General features: G+C 63.6%; 12 protein-coding genes and 1 other RNA gene. 7 read left to right on the forward strand and 6 right to left on the reverse strand.

Translation table 11 applies throughout. The features are described 5' to 3' along the window. Positions 1-6: 6 nt before the first annotated feature. Entirely contained in the window at positions 7-1,680 is a 1,674-nt protein-coding gene (gene ilvD, locus ACO550_RS10410; RefSeq protein WP_315592708.1) for a dihydroxy-acid dehydratase, read from the reverse strand. A 121-nt stretch (positions 1,681-1,801) separates the two neighbouring features. Between ilvD and ACO550_RS10415 the strand changes: the two genes are divergently transcribed. Both ACO550_RS10415 and lgt read left to right on the forward strand, forming a co-directional pair. Then, on the forward strand, positions 1,802-2,746 hold the full coding sequence (locus ACO550_RS10415; protein ID WP_315592707.1) for a LysR substrate-binding domain-containing protein: 945 nt from the start codon (positions 1,802-1,804) through the stop codon (positions 2,744-2,746). Positions 2,747-2,791: 45 nt separating this feature from the next. Next, positions 2,792-3,610 carry a prolipoprotein diacylglyceryl transferase gene (gene lgt / locus ACO550_RS10420; RefSeq protein WP_315592706.1) on the forward strand — a complete coding sequence of 273 codons (819 nt, stop codon included), beginning with the start codon at positions 2,792-2,794 and terminating at the stop codon, positions 3,608-3,610. Between the two features lie 5 nt (positions 3,611-3,615). On the opposite strand, the gene ACO550_RS10425 is transcribed toward lgt, so the two are convergent. Further along, a complete protein-coding gene (locus ACO550_RS10425) occupies positions 3,616-4,641 on the reverse strand; it encodes a M48 family metalloprotease (RefSeq protein WP_315592705.1) in 1,026 nt (341 codons plus the stop codon). Between the two features lie 31 nt (positions 4,642-4,672). Continuing rightward, positions 4,673-5,749 (reverse strand): DUF898 family protein, encoded by a 1,077-nt coding sequence (locus ACO550_RS10430; RefSeq protein ID WP_315592704.1) that lies wholly within the window; start codon positions 5,747-5,749, stop codon positions 4,673-4,675. A gap of 834 nt (positions 5,750-6,583) precedes the next feature. Between ACO550_RS10430 and ACO550_RS10435 the strand changes: the two genes are divergently transcribed. From ACO550_RS10435 to ACO550_RS10455, 5 genes are all read left to right on the forward strand, one after another. After that, positions 6,584-7,312, forward strand: coding sequence for an FCD domain-containing protein (locus tag ACO550_RS10435; RefSeq protein WP_315592703.1), 729 nt, complete (start codon positions 6,584-6,586; stop codon positions 7,310-7,312). Next, the gene (locus ACO550_RS10440) at positions 7,309-8,736 is read left to right on the forward strand and encodes a malonyl-CoA decarboxylase domain-containing protein (protein ID WP_315592702.1); all 1,428 of its coding nucleotides are present in this window, start codon (positions 7,309-7,311) and stop codon (positions 8,734-8,736) included. Before ACO550_RS10435 ends, ACO550_RS10440 begins: the two co-directional genes overlap by 4 nt. Positions 8,737-8,872: 136 nt before the next feature. Then, positions 8,873-9,880 (forward strand): tripartite tricarboxylate transporter substrate-binding protein, encoded by a 1,008-nt coding sequence (locus ACO550_RS10445; RefSeq protein ID WP_315592701.1) that lies wholly within the window; start codon positions 8,873-8,875, stop codon positions 9,878-9,880. After that, positions 9,880-10,662: an enoyl-CoA hydratase/isomerase family protein gene (locus ACO550_RS10450; RefSeq protein WP_315592700.1), complete on the forward strand. Its 783-nt coding sequence runs from the start codon at positions 9,880-9,882 to the stop codon at positions 10,660-10,662. The genes ACO550_RS10445 and ACO550_RS10450 overlap by 1 nt, the downstream gene beginning before the upstream one ends. Positions 10,663-10,758: 96 nt before the next feature. Continuing rightward, positions 10,759-12,309: an AMP-binding protein gene (locus ACO550_RS10455; protein WP_315592699.1), complete on the forward strand. Its 1,551-nt coding sequence runs from the start codon at positions 10,759-10,761 to the stop codon at positions 12,307-12,309. Between the two features lie 175 nt (positions 12,310-12,484). On the opposite strand, the gene ACO550_RS10460 is transcribed toward ACO550_RS10455, so the two are convergent. From ACO550_RS10460 to ssrS, 3 genes are all read right to left on the reverse strand, one after another. Then, positions 12,485-13,177: an SIMPL domain-containing protein gene (locus ACO550_RS10460; protein WP_315592698.1), complete on the reverse strand. Its 693-nt coding sequence runs from the start codon at positions 13,175-13,177 to the stop codon at positions 12,485-12,487. 90 nt (positions 13,178-13,267) lie between these two features. Further along, a complete protein-coding gene (locus ACO550_RS10465; RefSeq protein WP_315592697.1) occupies positions 13,268-13,741 on the reverse strand; it encodes an EVE domain-containing protein in 474 nt (157 codons plus the stop codon). Positions 13,742-13,814: 73 nt separating this feature from the next. After that, positions 13,815-14,032: non-coding RNA, 6S RNA (ssrS, locus tag ACO550_RS10470), on the reverse strand. Between the last annotated feature and the right edge of the window lie 28 nt (positions 14,033-14,060).

The following is a 14,060-nucleotide window of genomic DNA, read 5'->3' on the forward strand; positions in this document are numbered from 1 at the left end:
ACCAACTCAATCAGTAACCGCGCCCTTGCTTGCCGTCGAGGCCAGCTTTGCGAACTTTGCCAGTACGCCACGCGTATAGCGCGGTGCCGGCTGCTTCCAGTTGGCGCGTCGCTTTGCCAGCTCTTCATCGGATACGTTCAACTGCAACATCAGTTGATGCGCATCGATCGTGATCGAGTCACCTTCCTGTACCAGGGCGATGGTGCCGCCCACATGGGCTTCCGGCGCGACGTGTCCGACCACCATGCCCCAGGTGCCACCGGAGAAGCGTCCGTCCGTGATGAAGCCCACCGATTCGCCAAGGCCCTTGCCGATGATGGCCGACGTCGGCGCCAGCATTTCCGGCATGCCCGGGCCACCCTTCGGCCCCAGGTAACGCAGCACGAGAATGTCGCCGGCCTGGATCTTATCGGCCAGGATCGCTTCCATGGCACTCGACTCATCCTCGAACACGCGCGCCGGGCCCGTGATGACCGGGTTCTTCAGGCCCGTGATCTTGGCCACCGCGCCTTCTTCGGCCAGGTTGCCCTTCAGGATGGCCAGGTGCCCTTGCTTGTACAGTGCACGGTCCAGCGGCATGATCACGTCCTGATCGGCGCGCGGCTGGTCAGGTACGTGTTCGAGTTCCTCGGCCAGCGTACGGCCCGTGATGGTCAGGCAATCGCCGTGCAGCAGGCCGGCATTGAGCAGGATCTTCATGACCTGCGGAATGCCGCCCGCGCGGTGCAGGTCGGTGGCCACGTAATCGCCCGATGGCTTGAGGTTGCAGATCACCGGCACACGCAGGCGAATGCGCTCGAAATCATCGATGGTCCATTCCACTTCGGCCGAGTGGGCGATGGCCAGGTAATGCAGCACCGCATTGGTGGAACCGCCCGTGGCCATGATCAGCGACACGGCGTTTTCGATCGATTTGCGCGTGATGATGTCGCGCGGCTTGATGTCCTTCTTGATCGCTTCCACCAGCACGCGGGCCGATTCGGCGGCGCTGTCGACCTTCTCCTGATCCGGGTTGGCCATGGTCGACGAATACAGCAGCGACATCCCGAGTGCCTCGAACGACGAACTCATCGTGTTGGCCGTGTACATGCCGCCGCACGAGCCGGTGCTCGGACACGCGTTCTTCTCCACGCCCTCGAAATCTTCCTGGCTCATGCGGCCGGCAGTGAATTCGCCCACGGCCTCGAACGAGGAAACGATGGTCAGGTCCTTGCCCTTCCAGTTGCCCGGCCGGATGGTGCCGCCATAGACGTAGATGCCCGGCACGTTGGTGCGCGCCAGCGCGATCATGCCGCCCGGCATGTTCTTGTCGCAGCCACCGATCACGACCACCCCGTCCATCCACTGGCCCTGCGCGGCGGTCTCGATGCAGTCGGCAATCACTTCACGCGAGATCAGCGAGTACTTCATGCCCTCGGTACCCATCGACATGCCGTCGGAAATGGTCGGCGTGCCGAAGATCTGCGGGTTGGCGTCCGCTGCCTTGATGGCGTCCACGGCGGCATCGGCCAGGCGCTGCAGGCCCGCATTGCAGGGCGTGATGGTCGAGTGGCCGTTGGCAATGCCCACCATCGGCTTGTCGAAGTCTTCCTTCTTGTAGCCCAGCGCGTAGTACATCGAACGGTTGGGGGAGCGCGCCACGCCTTGCGTGATGTGCTGGGAACGCTTGTTGTAAGCCATGGGAGTCTCTCCGGGGGATGTCTTTGTTGTGCGGAAGAGCATGCGCTTTGCGTTTTAGGGAGTCAAATATATTATTCGAGCGTTATTGAGTCGAAAAACATATCAGTGGAGGTCGAATACCTTGGACCTGCGTCAACTGCGCTACTTCGTCACGGTGGCCGAGGAATTGCACTTCGGCCGGGCCGCGCAACGGCTGGCGATGACGCAGCCGCCGCTGTCGCAACAGATCCAGGCGCTGGAAGAGGAAATTGGTGTCCAGTTGTTCGTCCGCACGCGGCGGTCGGTCATGCTGACCCCCGCGGGGCAGCAGTGGCTGCCCGAAGTGCGGCGCGTGCTGGCCGACGCGGCGGCGCTACCCGGACTGGCCCAGCGGCTGGCGCGTGGCGAGGTGGGATCGCTGGCGCTCGCCTTTGTCAGCACCGCCGACTACGGCATCCTGCCTGAACTGCTGCGGCGTTTTCGTGCCCGGCATCCGGAAGTCCAGCTGCAATTGCGCGAGGCCACCAGCGATGTCCAGCTCGATGCGCTGGTCGACGGCACGATCGACGCGGGGCTGGTCATCCGGCCCCAACTGGCGGTACTGCCGCATGGGGTCTCGTACCTGCCACTGGTGCGCGAACCGCTGGTGCTGGCCGTGCCCGAGGGCTGGCAGCCGCCCGGCAGCAGCGTGGTGCCGGCATCGATCTCGCTGCGCGATGCCGCGCACGAGCCGCTTATCATCTTCCCGCGCCGAAGTGCGCCAGCGTTTTATGACATCATTACGGCCTATTACGCACGCGACGGCCTGACGCCGGTGATTGCCCAGGAGGCCATCCAGATGCAGACCATTGTGAGCCTGGTGTCGGCGGGCATGGGCGTGGCACTGGTGCCTGCGTCGCTATGCAACCTGCGACGCACTGGCGTGTCCTACCTAGCGCTGCGCGATACGGCCCCGGAAATCGAAACGGGGCTGGTCTGGCGCGAGGGCGCGGCCGGTGTGGCACCGGTCCTGCAATCCTTTATCGACATCGCCATGGAACGTGCCGGCGCCATCGGGCTGACGTACAACCGTGGCATAACGGCATAGCGACTCCCGTCGTGCGCTCAACCTATCGACCCTTTTCGTAACGCCATGCTCGTTCATCCGCAATTCGACCCGGTTGCCATTCACCTGGGCCCACTGGCCATCCGCTGGTATGGCTTGATGTACCTGGCCGGTTTCATCATGTTCCTGTGGTTTGGACGCCTGCGCATCAAGCAACCGCATATCGCGGCACGCGGCTGGGTGTCGCGCGACCTCGACGACATGCTGTTCTACGGCGTGCTCGGCGTGATCCTGGGTGGCCGGCTTGGCTACGTGCTGTTCTACAAGCCCAGCTACTACCTGACCCACCCGCTCGAGATCTTCAAGGTCTGGGAGGGCGGCATGGCGTTCCATGGCGGCTTCCTGGGCGTGCTGGTGGCGATGTGGGTATTTGCCAAGGTACGGCGACGCCATTGGATGGAGGTCACCGACTTCATCGCACCAATGATTCCGTGCGGCCTGGCTGCCGGTCGCATCGGCAACTTCATCAATGGCGAACTTTGGGGGCGTCCGACCGACCTGCCGTGGGGCATGATCTTCCCGCAGGCTGGCGACAACATTCCGCGTCATCCGTCGCAGCTGTACCAGTTTGCGGGCGAGGGCGTGGCGCTGTTCATCATCCTGTGGCTGTTCTCGCGCAAGCCGCGGCCGATGGGCGCGGTGTCGGGCGTATTCCTGATTGGCTATGGTGCATTCCGCTTCCTGGCCGAATTCGCGCGCGAGCCGGACACCTTCCTGGGCTTGCTGGCGCTGCGGTTGTCGATGGGCCAATGGCTGAGCCTGCCGATGATCCTGATCGGCGTGCTGATGCTGGTATGGGCGTATCGCAGGCAGGCGAATGGGGCGGCGGCAGGGGCCGCGCGGTAGCTGGTTTAGCTCCCGCTGGACCTGATCGCCTCGATCCGCTGCTTCGTCAGCGGATGTGTCGAGAAGAATCCTTCCTCTTCGTCATCGTTGGCGGCCTGCCTCCGGCCGCCTCCATGCGCGACTTCCAGCTGTTGTAGCGCGTCCGCGAATGCCGACACCGGCAAGCGGTTGTCGCGCAGCACTTCCACTGCAAAGGCATCGGCCTCGCGCTCGTGATCGCGGGAATAGCGTAGCGAGAGCATCGCGGCCGGCACCGTGGCGAGCATCGACGAGATATCGCCAAGGAAGTACGCCGCCAGTGCTCCCACCGCGGACGCCTGGAAGATCTGCTGCAGGCCATGGCGCTGTGTCACATGGCCGGCCTCGTGCGCCAGCACGCCCATCATGCCCGTGCCGGTTCCCACCAGTTTCACGAGTTCGTCGGTGACGACAATGGTGCCGCCCGGCAGCGCCAGGGCATTGGCGCCGATGCGATCGCCCTGGCGGAACAGGATCCGGTAGTCGTGACCCGGATCGGCGGGGCGACGCAGCGCTGCGAAGTTGTCGCGGATGCGTTGCTGCTCGGCCTCGGGCAGCCTGCTTGGCTTGACCAGGCCATGGTCGAGACTGTCGAGCGTGGCGCGGCCCAACTGCAGTTCGATCGACGCCGGTATCGTGCGTGCAACCACCGCCGCGGTCCATGGCAGCAGGTAGTAATACGAGAACACCACGAACACCACCAGCCCCAGCAGCGAGAAGCCGGCCAGCCGCCAGCTGTTCTGGGCACGTGCCACCCAGCCTTCGCGATGGCCCGTGGCGGCCAGCATGGCGTCGAACGCGGCGTGGTCCGTGATCTCGCAATAGGCGCCATCGGCGAACGTCACCAGGCGCGGTCCGCGCTTGATGCGTTCGGAGACACGCAGCGACGCCAGCGGTGCGCGGCGCAACTCTTCACCGCCGGCGTCACGCAGGACCGCCTGCCCATCATCAACGATCAGCACGACTGGATGGGCACGCGACGAGCGCGTATCGAAAAATTGCGCGGCGACCATGGCGATCCGTTATCTCGTCTTGTTCTTATAGCTATAGCGCGATATCGATGTCGTACCAGTCGACCGCCGCATCGCCAAGCGCTCCGACCTGCTGCTGTTCGCCCGCTACGAACTCATCGAGCTGACCGACCGCAAGCATCGTCATGGCTTGCACGCGGTAGCGCGCCGAGCGCACGCGCGCAAACGGATAGAACAGGCCCAGTGTCAACGCGGTCAACACGAGGTTGGTGATGGTGATCAGGAGCAGGCGGCCGGCCTTCACTTCACTACGGAAGCTGTGCGGCGCCAGCGTCGTATGGTTCCAGACCAGGTTCTGCATGCGGGCCTGGAAGAATGGGCCGATCAGCATCAGGCCGGCAAACGTGCCAATGACCATCAGGCCCATGACCAGTCCGATCGCCGCCCGGGAATCGCCCACCGACGCGGCCATACCGCCACCGAGCAGCCCGCCCCCAACCAGGAAGACCAGTACCACGACAGCCGTCAGCAGGTAGACCCGATAGAACGCGCCGACCGTGGCATCGAATGCGAATGGTGCGGTACCGAAGCGCGTGTTGTTGTGCTGGTAGCGCTTGAGTCGCTGGTGCGCGGACGGCGCCAGCAGGTAAAGCGACAGTGCCGTCAGGATCGGCCAGAGCAGGAACACCGAATAGCCGTCGCGGTCAGCGCCAGTGAAAGCGAAGCGCAGTCCGCGATAGCTGGAATTGGCCATGCGAAAGCGCAGCGATCGCACCAGCAGGAACGGAAACGCGACGGCCAGCGCCAAGGCCAGCACGAGTCCCAGTGCCGCGGAAAACTGTGCGGCCAGCTGGTAGACCATGACCAGCATGAAAACGATTGCACGTCCCTTGAGGATGGCTTTCGCATTGCCGTGGTAATCGAACGTTGCGCCATCGAGCTGCGTGCTGCGATAGAAATATTGCAGCGTACGCACCTTGGCCCATGCGGAATAGACGCCGAGCGTGACGATCGTCAGTAATGTGTTGACGATCCAGATCCTGAAATACTCGGACCCCGAGCCCGTGAAAGCAAAGGCCAGGCGACGCGGCGTGGCGTCAGCAGCCGCCGAGGGGCTGGCCGTCGGCGTGGTTTGTTCTTCCCAGTTCATCAATTGACCTCTCCGGTGTATTGCCTATTGCCGCTGTTTTCCGGTCTGCTGCGCCAGTTTCATTTTTGCAACCAGTTGGCACGATGGTTTCGTGCGCCGGGCCACACATTCTCGCATTGCTGCATGGTGCAACGCGCACAAATCGAGCTGTCGGCCGCATCAGATATGAGTGGCAGCGTAACTGAAGTCGTAACGACGAAGAAACATCCTGTTACATGACTCGATTTCTGTAACAAGTCTCGAATCGTCCGCCCCAATCAAATCAATGGCTTATGGCGCTTGGCACGGTCCTCGCTATTAAGCGCGTTACAAGAAGGGTCGGGACAGCCCAAGTTTCTGTCCAACGCGGTATCACCTGGGAGGAGCGCCCGACGAGGCGCGGATGCCGCGGCAAGAACCACAAGCCGAACGGGAAAGGCACGGGAAAATCCGCATCCCTCGATGGATGCTTGAACGGGGTAGGCGCAGGGCCAGCGCCAGCAAATGATCTGACCCGCATGCGCCCGGCACATCTGGCCTGGCGCCGATGACAATACCCAATGCGGTTCTTTCACGCGCGGGCAATCTCTCTGTGGGAGGCAGGGAGATTGTCCGCCGCACCTCTCCAAGTAACGCTCGGCTAATCCCCATCAGCGAACGAATGCCGGCTTGACGCGTGCGCGCCACGGCCCCGGACAGATGCCGCTATGCAGCATCGAAACTGCTTGCGACGGTCTCGCTTATCCATAATTATGAATTATTGCGGCTTATCCGGCGCTCATGAGTCTTTCATGTCGCCTGCCGCGCGGGCATGCAGTTCTTCCGTCATACCAGTGGGCACGGCAGGGGGCAGGGATGCGAATTGTCAGGCAGGCGCTGTATCTGGAAGTGGCTGATCGGCTCCGCACGATGATCGACGAGCGCAGCCTGGCGCCGGGCGCATGGATCGACGAGGTGGCGCTGGCCGCGTCGCTCGGCACGTCGCGCACGCCAATGCGCGAGGCGCTCAAGGTGCTGGCGGCCGAAGGGCTGGTGCGGCTGGAGCCGCGCCGCGGCTGTTTTGTCAACGCGCTGACCGAGCAGGACCTGGACGAGATCTTCCCGTTGATGGCGTTGCTCGAAGGCCGCTGTGCGTTTGAGGCTGCGCGCAATGTCACGCAGGCCGACCTCGACGCGCTGGAAGGGTTGCACGCCGAACTGGCCCGCTATGCGCAGGCCGTCGATATCGACGCGTACTACGAGACCAATTACCAGATCCACGAAGCCATCCAGCGCCTGGCCGGCAATCGCTGGCTGTCGGGCGTGGTGAGCGACCTGCGCAAGGTGCTTCGCCTGTCGCGGCACAAGAGCCTGAAGCTGCCCGGACGGATTCATGAATCGTGTGCCGAGCACCTGTCGGTGTTCTCGGCACTGAAGGCCCATGATCCGGAAGGCGCAGAGGCGCTGATGAAAACCCACGTGCTGCGCCAGCGGGGCGCGTTGCGCACGCTCGATCATGCGGAACAGGTTCAGGCCGGCGTTGGTGCGGATGCCGCACCAACCGCGGCAATCATCGATCTCCACCCGAGCAGGACACCTACATGACTGCCCTCGATCCCGCAGACCAACAGAAAGTCAGTGCGCCGCTCGAAGCCAGCGAGCCCGTCGGCGACACACTGTTCTCACGCTTCGGCCGGTGGTGGGGCCGCAAGGGCGACGAGGCACCGGCGCAGAAGCCCGCGCGTGCCGTGCGTGCCGAAGAGGCGCCCACGTTGTCCACGCGTGCGATCAAGCGCCAGCGCGAGCAATTGCGCCAGTGTTTCGACGCGCGCCTGACTGACGGCGCCGCCAATGCCGCGGCGCAGGCCTGGCAGGACGAATACCAGGCCGCGTCGGAACCGCTGCGCCAGGCCATGCTGGCGGTGCTGGCCGAGGTGGCGGCCGGGCGCGATGCCGCGAGTGCCCAGGCAGGCAGTGCCTCGGGCTTGTCGCAGGCATTGTCGAACGCCCGCATCCGCTTTTTCAAGCGCTTTGCCGCGCAGCACGGCCAGCGCGGCAATAGCGCATGCGGCTTGCATTTCCTGATCCAGCTGCGTGCGGACATGCTGCGCTGGCACAAGCGCATCGACGGCCTGCGTGAACTCGATGAAGATCTCGAAGCGCTGTTCTCGAACTGGTTCGATGTGGGCCTGCTTGAGCTGCAGCCGATTACCTGGGATTCGCCCGCGTCACTGCTCGAAAAGCTGATCCGCTACGAAGCGGTGCACGAGATCTCCTCATGGAACGACATGCGCAACCGGCTCGATTCCGATCGCCGCTGCTATGCGTTCTTCCATCCGCGGATTCCGCGCGAACCGCTGATCTTCGTCGAGGTGGCGTTTGTGCCGGAGATGGCGGCCAATGTGCAGGCGCTGCTCGATGAGGCCGCACCGCTGGAAGACCTGCGTCGTGTGAAGTGGGCCATCTTCTATTCCATCTCGAATACGCAGGCAGGCCTGCGTGGCGTGAGCTTCGGCAATTTCCTGCTCAAGCGCGTGATCGAGGAACTGCAGCGCGAGTTTCCCAAGCTCAAGCAATTTGCCACGCTGTCACCGATTCCCGGGTTTGCCGACTGGCTGCGCAAACAGGATGGCGAGTCGATTGCACGCATCCTGGGTGACAAACGGTTGTCGCGCTGGAGTGAGCGCCATGGCGAGGCGCCGGCCGATGGCGCCGCATGGTTCAGCGCCTTGCCGGCCGATGCATCTGATCCCGTGATCCGCGACACCGCCCTGACGCTGGCAGCGCACTATCTGGTGCGTGAAGGCGCCAGGGGCATGCCGGCGGACCCGGTGGCGCGTTTCCATCTTGGTAATGGCGCATGTGTCGAGCGCGTGAACTGGGGCGCCGATTTGTCGCGTAAAGGCCGCGCGCAAGCGTGCGGCATGATGGTGAATTATCTTTACGTACCCGATGCGCTGGATGAGAATCTGGCACGCCTTGGCGATGGCAACCCACGCGTGAGTCGCGCGGTGGCCAAGCTCCTGTGACCCCTGGGTCGGGCACGGCATGGCGCCATGGCAAGCACTTTTGTCGGGTGGTTTTGGGGCGGGCGGCTTTTTGCTGCCTGTTCGTGTAGTACTTCGATTGACTTTCCACGCAGTGAGTAGAGAGAGGAGACAGTACATGAGTCGTCAGCGCAGTCTGACCGCGTTCGCGCGTGCATTTGCAGTAGCCGGCCTGTTTGCCGGTGCCGGGGCAAGCCTGTATGCACCGGCCGTCCAGGCCGCCGATCCGTGGCCGAACAAGCCCGTGACCGTGATCGTGCCGTTCCCGGCCGGCGGCGGTACCGACGCCTTCGCGCGTCCGTTGACCGCGCAGCTTTCCAAGCAACTGGGCAAGCAGTTCGTGATCGACAACCGTGGCGGCGCGGGTGGCACGGTGGGCGCCAGCATCGCGGCCAAGGCAGCGCCCGATGGCTACACCATCTTTATCGGCGGCGCGCACCATGCCATTGCGCCGTCGTTCTACAAGAAGCTCGACTACGACATCGAGAAGGACTTCATCCCCATTACCGTGATCGCGACACCGCCGCAGGTGGTGGTGGTCAATCCGACCAAGGTGCAGGCCAACACGTTGAAGGAACTGATTGCCTATGCCAAGGCGCATCCGGGCAAGCTCAACTATGCGTCGGCCGGTAACGGATCGGCACACCATCTGGCGGGTGAACTGTTCAAGCTGCAGACGCAGACCGACCTCGCGCATGTGCCCTACAAGGGCGCCGGTCCCGCGTTGTCGGACCTGATGGCGGGCCAGGTAGACCTGATGTTCGACGGACTTGGCTCATCGGCGCAACATATTCGTGGCGGCCGCATCAAGGCGCTGGCCGTGGCATCGAAGACGCGTTCGGCCGCATTCCCGAACGTGCCGACCGCGGCCGAGGCGGGTGTGCCGAACTACGAGGTATCGACGTGGTACGCGTTGTGGGCCCCCAAGGGCACGCCGAAGGAGATCGTCGACAAGCTCTACGCCGAGACCACCAAGGCGCTGAACAGTCCCGAGATGAAGGCCATCTGGCTGCAGAACGGCTCCGACATTCCGCAGTTCACGCAGGAGCAGTTCGCACAGTTCGAGCACGCCGAGATCAAGCGCTGGGCCGAGGTGGTGCAGCGCTCGGGCGCGAAGATCGACTGATGGGCGGCACTGTCACGTTCGCACGCGACGGGGCCACGGCCCTGGTCACGCTGTCCCATCCGGGCAAGCTCAATGCGATCTCGACCGGCATGTGGCAGGCGCTGGCCAGCGGATTTGCCGCGTTGTCGGCGGATACGTCGCTGCGCTGCGTGGTGGTGCGCGGTGCCGACGGCAATTTTGCCGCCGGGGCCGATATTGCCGAGTTTCCGGCGGTGCGCGGCGACGCGGCATCGGTGCGCAGCTATCACACGGAAACCATCGCACCGGCGCTGCAGGCCATTGCCGAATGCCTGCATCCGACACTGGCGGCCATCGAAGGCGTGTGCGTGGGAGGCGGACTAGAGATCGCGTGTCATTGCGACCTGCGCATCGCCGCCGCGGGCAGCCGTTTCGGCGTGCCAATCAACCGGCTAGGTTTTCCGATGGCGCCCGGCGAACTGCGTGGACTGCTGGCGCTGGCAGGCCGTGCGGTGGCGCTGGAGATCCTGCTGGAAGGGCGCGTATTCGACGCCGCCGAGGCGGATCGCAAGGGATTGCTGACGCGCGTAGTACCTGAAGCGGCGTTGCATGACGAGGTGGCCGCCACGGTGCAGCGCCTGTGCGCGGGCGCGCCGCTGGCGGCCCGCATCAACAAGGCCACCATCCGGCGCCTGTCGCCCGAACCGGCTGCATTGACCGCGGCCGAGCTCGACGCGCATTTCGCCTATGCCACCAGCCGCGACCATGCCGAAGGCGTGGCGGCTTTCCTCGCGCATCGGCCTCCGGATTTCACCGGGGAGTAATATGTCGGCCGGCCGGGTATCATGGCCGGCTGCACTGCCTTGGCACGTGCGCCATGCCTGTCATTTCCGGCGCGCCATTCCCTCTTGCTCAGTACCATGAACGCCAATCTGTTCGCCCTGTTCGAATCCCGTTTTCCCGCCGATCGCAGCGCGTGCTGCATCGAAACGCACGATGGCCTCTACTACACGTGGGACGATCTCGATCGCGCCACGGCCAAAATCGCCAACCTGCTGGCCGCGCTGAAGCTGCCGGCCGGTGCCCGCGTGGCGGTACAGGTCGAGAAGTCGCCCGAGGCGCTGTTCCTGTACCTGGCCACGCTACGTGCGGGCTATGTGTACCTGCCGCTGAATACGGCGTACCAGGAAGCCGAGATCGACTACTTCGTCGGCAATGCCGAACCGGCGGTGGTGGTTTGCAGCAGCAACAATTTCGGCTGGGTGTCGAAGGTCGCGTTTGCCCATGGCACCGCGCACGTGTTCACGCTCGATGAGAATCGCACGGGCTCGCTGCTGCAGCGCGCGGCGGCGCAGCCGGACACGTTCGAGACCGTGCAGCGCGCCGACGACGACCTGGCCGCGATCCTGTACACGTCAGGCACTACCGGCCGCAGCAAGGGCGCGATGCTGACGCACCGCAACCTGGCATCGAACGCGCTGACGCTGCATGAATACTGGGGCTGGCGCAGCGACGACGTGCTGCTGCATATGCTGCCGATCTTCCACGTGCATGGCCTGTTTGTCGCGTCGCATGGCGCGCTGCTGGCAGGTGCCAAGATGATCTGGGCACCGAAGCTCGACATGGGCCAGATCCTGAAATTCATTCCCCGTACCACGGTGATGATGGGCGTGCCCACGTACTACGTGCGCATGGTGCAGGAAGCGCGTTTCGACAAGGAAGCCTGCCGCAATATGCGGTTGTTCGTGTCGGGCTCGGCGCCGCTGCTGCTGGAGACGTTCGATGCGTTCCGCGAGCGCACGGGCCACACGATCCTGGAGCGCTATGGCATGAGCGAGACCGTGATGCTGGTGTCGAATCCGTACGATCCGGCGCAGGGTGAGCGCATTGGCGGCACCGTAGGCATGCCGTTGCCGGGTGTGTCGGTACGTGTGATGGATGGCGAGGGCAAGCCGTGCACGCCGGGTGTGATCGGCAATGTCGAGGTCAAGGGCCCGAACGTGTTCAAGGGCTACTGGCGCATGCCGGAAAAGACCGCCGAGGAATTTACCGCCGACGGCTGGTTCAAGACCGGCGACGTGGGCCGCTTTGGTGGCGCCATCGCCAGCCAGGCCGGCGAGCGCCAGGTGCCGGACAGCTACCTGACCATCGTTGGCCGCAGCAAGGACCTGATCATCTCGGGCGGCTACAACGTCTACCCGAAGGAAATCGAGAGCTTTATCGACGAGATGCCCGGCGTGGTGGAATCTGCCGTGATCGGCGTGCCCCATGCGGATTTCGGCGAGGCCGTAGTGGCCGTGGTGGTACGCAAGCCCGGCGCGGAAATCGATGAAGCAAACATGATCGGCACGCTCAAGGGCCGCATCGCCAATTTCAAGGTGCCCAAGCGCGTGCACGTGGTGGACGAACTGCCGCGCAATACGATGGGCAAGGTCCAGAAAAACGTACTGCGCCAGCAGTTCGGACTGTAGCCTGAAATCCCGATGGGGTTGCTTTGCTCCCCTCTCCCGCATGGCGGGAGAGGGGTTGGGGGAGAGGGCCGGAGGTTCAAATCGCCACGAGTGGCAAGCAGCACCGCCATGCCCTCACCCCCAACCCCTCTCCCACGTTGTGGGAGAGGGGAGAAAACACAGTCAGAGCCCGTTTTTACTTCACCATCTGCACCGACCCGTTGACCGATACGGTCACCTGGGCCTTGCCGCCTTCCACGGGAATCGGTGCGCCGGCATCGGCCGACATGGCCTTGGCTGCGTACATGCGCGGCATCGGCGGCATGACGCCACCCGATTCATTGACCGAGACTTCGCGGATCGTATAGCCGTTGTAGCCAAACAGCTTCGTCGTTGCTTGCGCCTTGTCGCGGAACGCGGTCACAGCCTGGTCTTCCAGCTTCTGTTCGGCTGCCTGGCGAGCTTCGCGCGACAGCGAGAACGAGATGTTCTGCACCTGCATCTGGTTAGCCAGTTCACCGGCGAGCTTCGATACCGCGGCAAAGTCCTTTGACTTGAGCACGATTTCCGAGCGTCCGCGCCATGTGCTGATCTTGCCGTTGCGGTCGGTGTTCGGATGAATCGTAAAGCCGCCCGACTGCGCTTCCACGCCCGATACACGCTTGGCCTGCGCCAGTGCGGCCTGTGTGCGCGTGGACAGTGCGTTGGAAATGGCGGAAGGCTCCGGGCCTTCCTGTTCGGCGGCCAGCGTCAGCTGAACCACGTCGGTCGGCACTTCGGTCACGGCCTGCGCCGACAGCGACAAGACGCCGGAGGGCGGCGGTACGGTCTGGGCCGAAGCCATGGCGGCAGTAGTGCTCAGCAGCGAGGCGGCCAGCAGTTTCTTCATATGGTTCTCCCGATCGAATGTGATGGCTATCAGATGCGCAACCGCGCATTTCGTTCCATACGGCCATGCGCGCGGGTGAAACCGCGGCGGCTACTTCATCAGCTTGTCGGTGATGAAACGCCATTCGGCCGGCGTGACCGGCGTGATGGACAGCCGGTTGCCGCGGCGAAGCACCACCATGTCCGCCAGCGCGTCATGCTCGCGCAAGGCCGGCAATGGAATCAGCGCGCTCTTGTTCACGAAACGCACATCCACCAGCGACCAGCGCGGCTCTTCCTGCTTCGAGGCGCGGTCGTAGTAGTTGCTCTTCGGATCGAACTGCGTGGGATCGGGGTAGGGCTGCGAGCAGACTTCGGCAATGCCGGCGATGCCGGGCTCGGGACATGACGAGTGATAGAACAGTACGCCATCGCCGATGCGCATCTGGTCGCGCATGAAATTGCGTGCCTGGTAATTGCGCACGCCAGTCCAGGGCAGGGTGCCCTCGCGTGCCAGATCGTCGATGCTGGCCTCGTCCGGTTCGGACTTCATCAGCCAGTACTGCCGCGCTCGCTTCTCGGACATGTATGACAGATTCGACGTTGAAATGAAAAAAGGCGGTGGTTCATTGAAACCACCGCCTCTTCACCACTTGAAGGGGGTCCCCGCCTTGGCCGCTGGATCGGCATCCTGAACCCAAGTGAGGTTCAGAGTGGCTGCGGAAGTCGCATTTTGGGTACATCACCCACTCAGGGAGTCCAAGCTGGGCCCAGACTGTGAATGCGGTGACGCGCTCGCCCACACGACATAATCCCGCACCATGCAATGCATATCGGTTCAAGGAGTTTATGATCCTCACGAACCAGGCAGGGAAACTGTCAAACGTCTGACTTTGATTCCTGTG

Source organism: Cupriavidus sp., assembly GCF_057315035.1.

Bases quoted from the DNA above. Each gene is read 5' to 3' on its own strand.
- ACO550_RS10435 (WP_315592703.1), top strand. From the start codon at position 6,584: ATGCGAATTGTCAGGCAGGCGCTGTATCTGGAAGTGGCTGATCGGCTC.
- ACO550_RS10450 (WP_315592700.1), top strand. From the start codon at position 9,880: ATGGGCGGCACTGTCACGTTCGCACGCGACGGGGCCACGGCCCTGGTC.
- ACO550_RS10440 (WP_315592702.1), top strand. From the start codon at position 7,309: ATGACTGCCCTCGATCCCGCAGACCAACAGAAAGTCAGTGCGCCGCTC.
- ACO550_RS10425 (WP_315592705.1), bottom strand. From the start codon at position 4,641: ATGGTCGCCGCGCAATTTTTCGATACGCGCTCGTCGCGTGCCCATCCA.
- ACO550_RS10465 (WP_315592697.1), bottom strand. From the start codon at position 13,741: ATGTCCGAGAAGCGAGCGCGGCAGTACTGGCTGATGAAGTCCGAACCG.
- ACO550_RS10455 (WP_315592699.1), top strand. From the start codon at position 10,759: ATGAACGCCAATCTGTTCGCCCTGTTCGAATCCCGTTTTCCCGCCGAT.
- ilvD (WP_315592708.1), bottom strand. From the start codon at position 1,680: ATGGCTTACAACAAGCGTTCCCAGCACATCACGCAAGGCGTGGCGCGC.
- ACO550_RS10460 (WP_315592698.1), bottom strand. From the start codon at position 13,177: ATGAAGAAACTGCTGGCCGCCTCGCTGCTGAGCACTACTGCCGCCATG.
- ACO550_RS10445 (WP_315592701.1), top strand. From the start codon at position 8,873: ATGAGTCGTCAGCGCAGTCTGACCGCGTTCGCGCGTGCATTTGCAGTA.
- ACO550_RS10430 (WP_315592704.1), bottom strand. From the start codon at position 5,749: ATGAACTGGGAAGAACAAACCACGCCGACGGCCAGCCCCTCGGCGGCT.
- lgt (WP_315592706.1), top strand. From the start codon at position 2,792: ATGCTCGTTCATCCGCAATTCGACCCGGTTGCCATTCACCTGGGCCCA.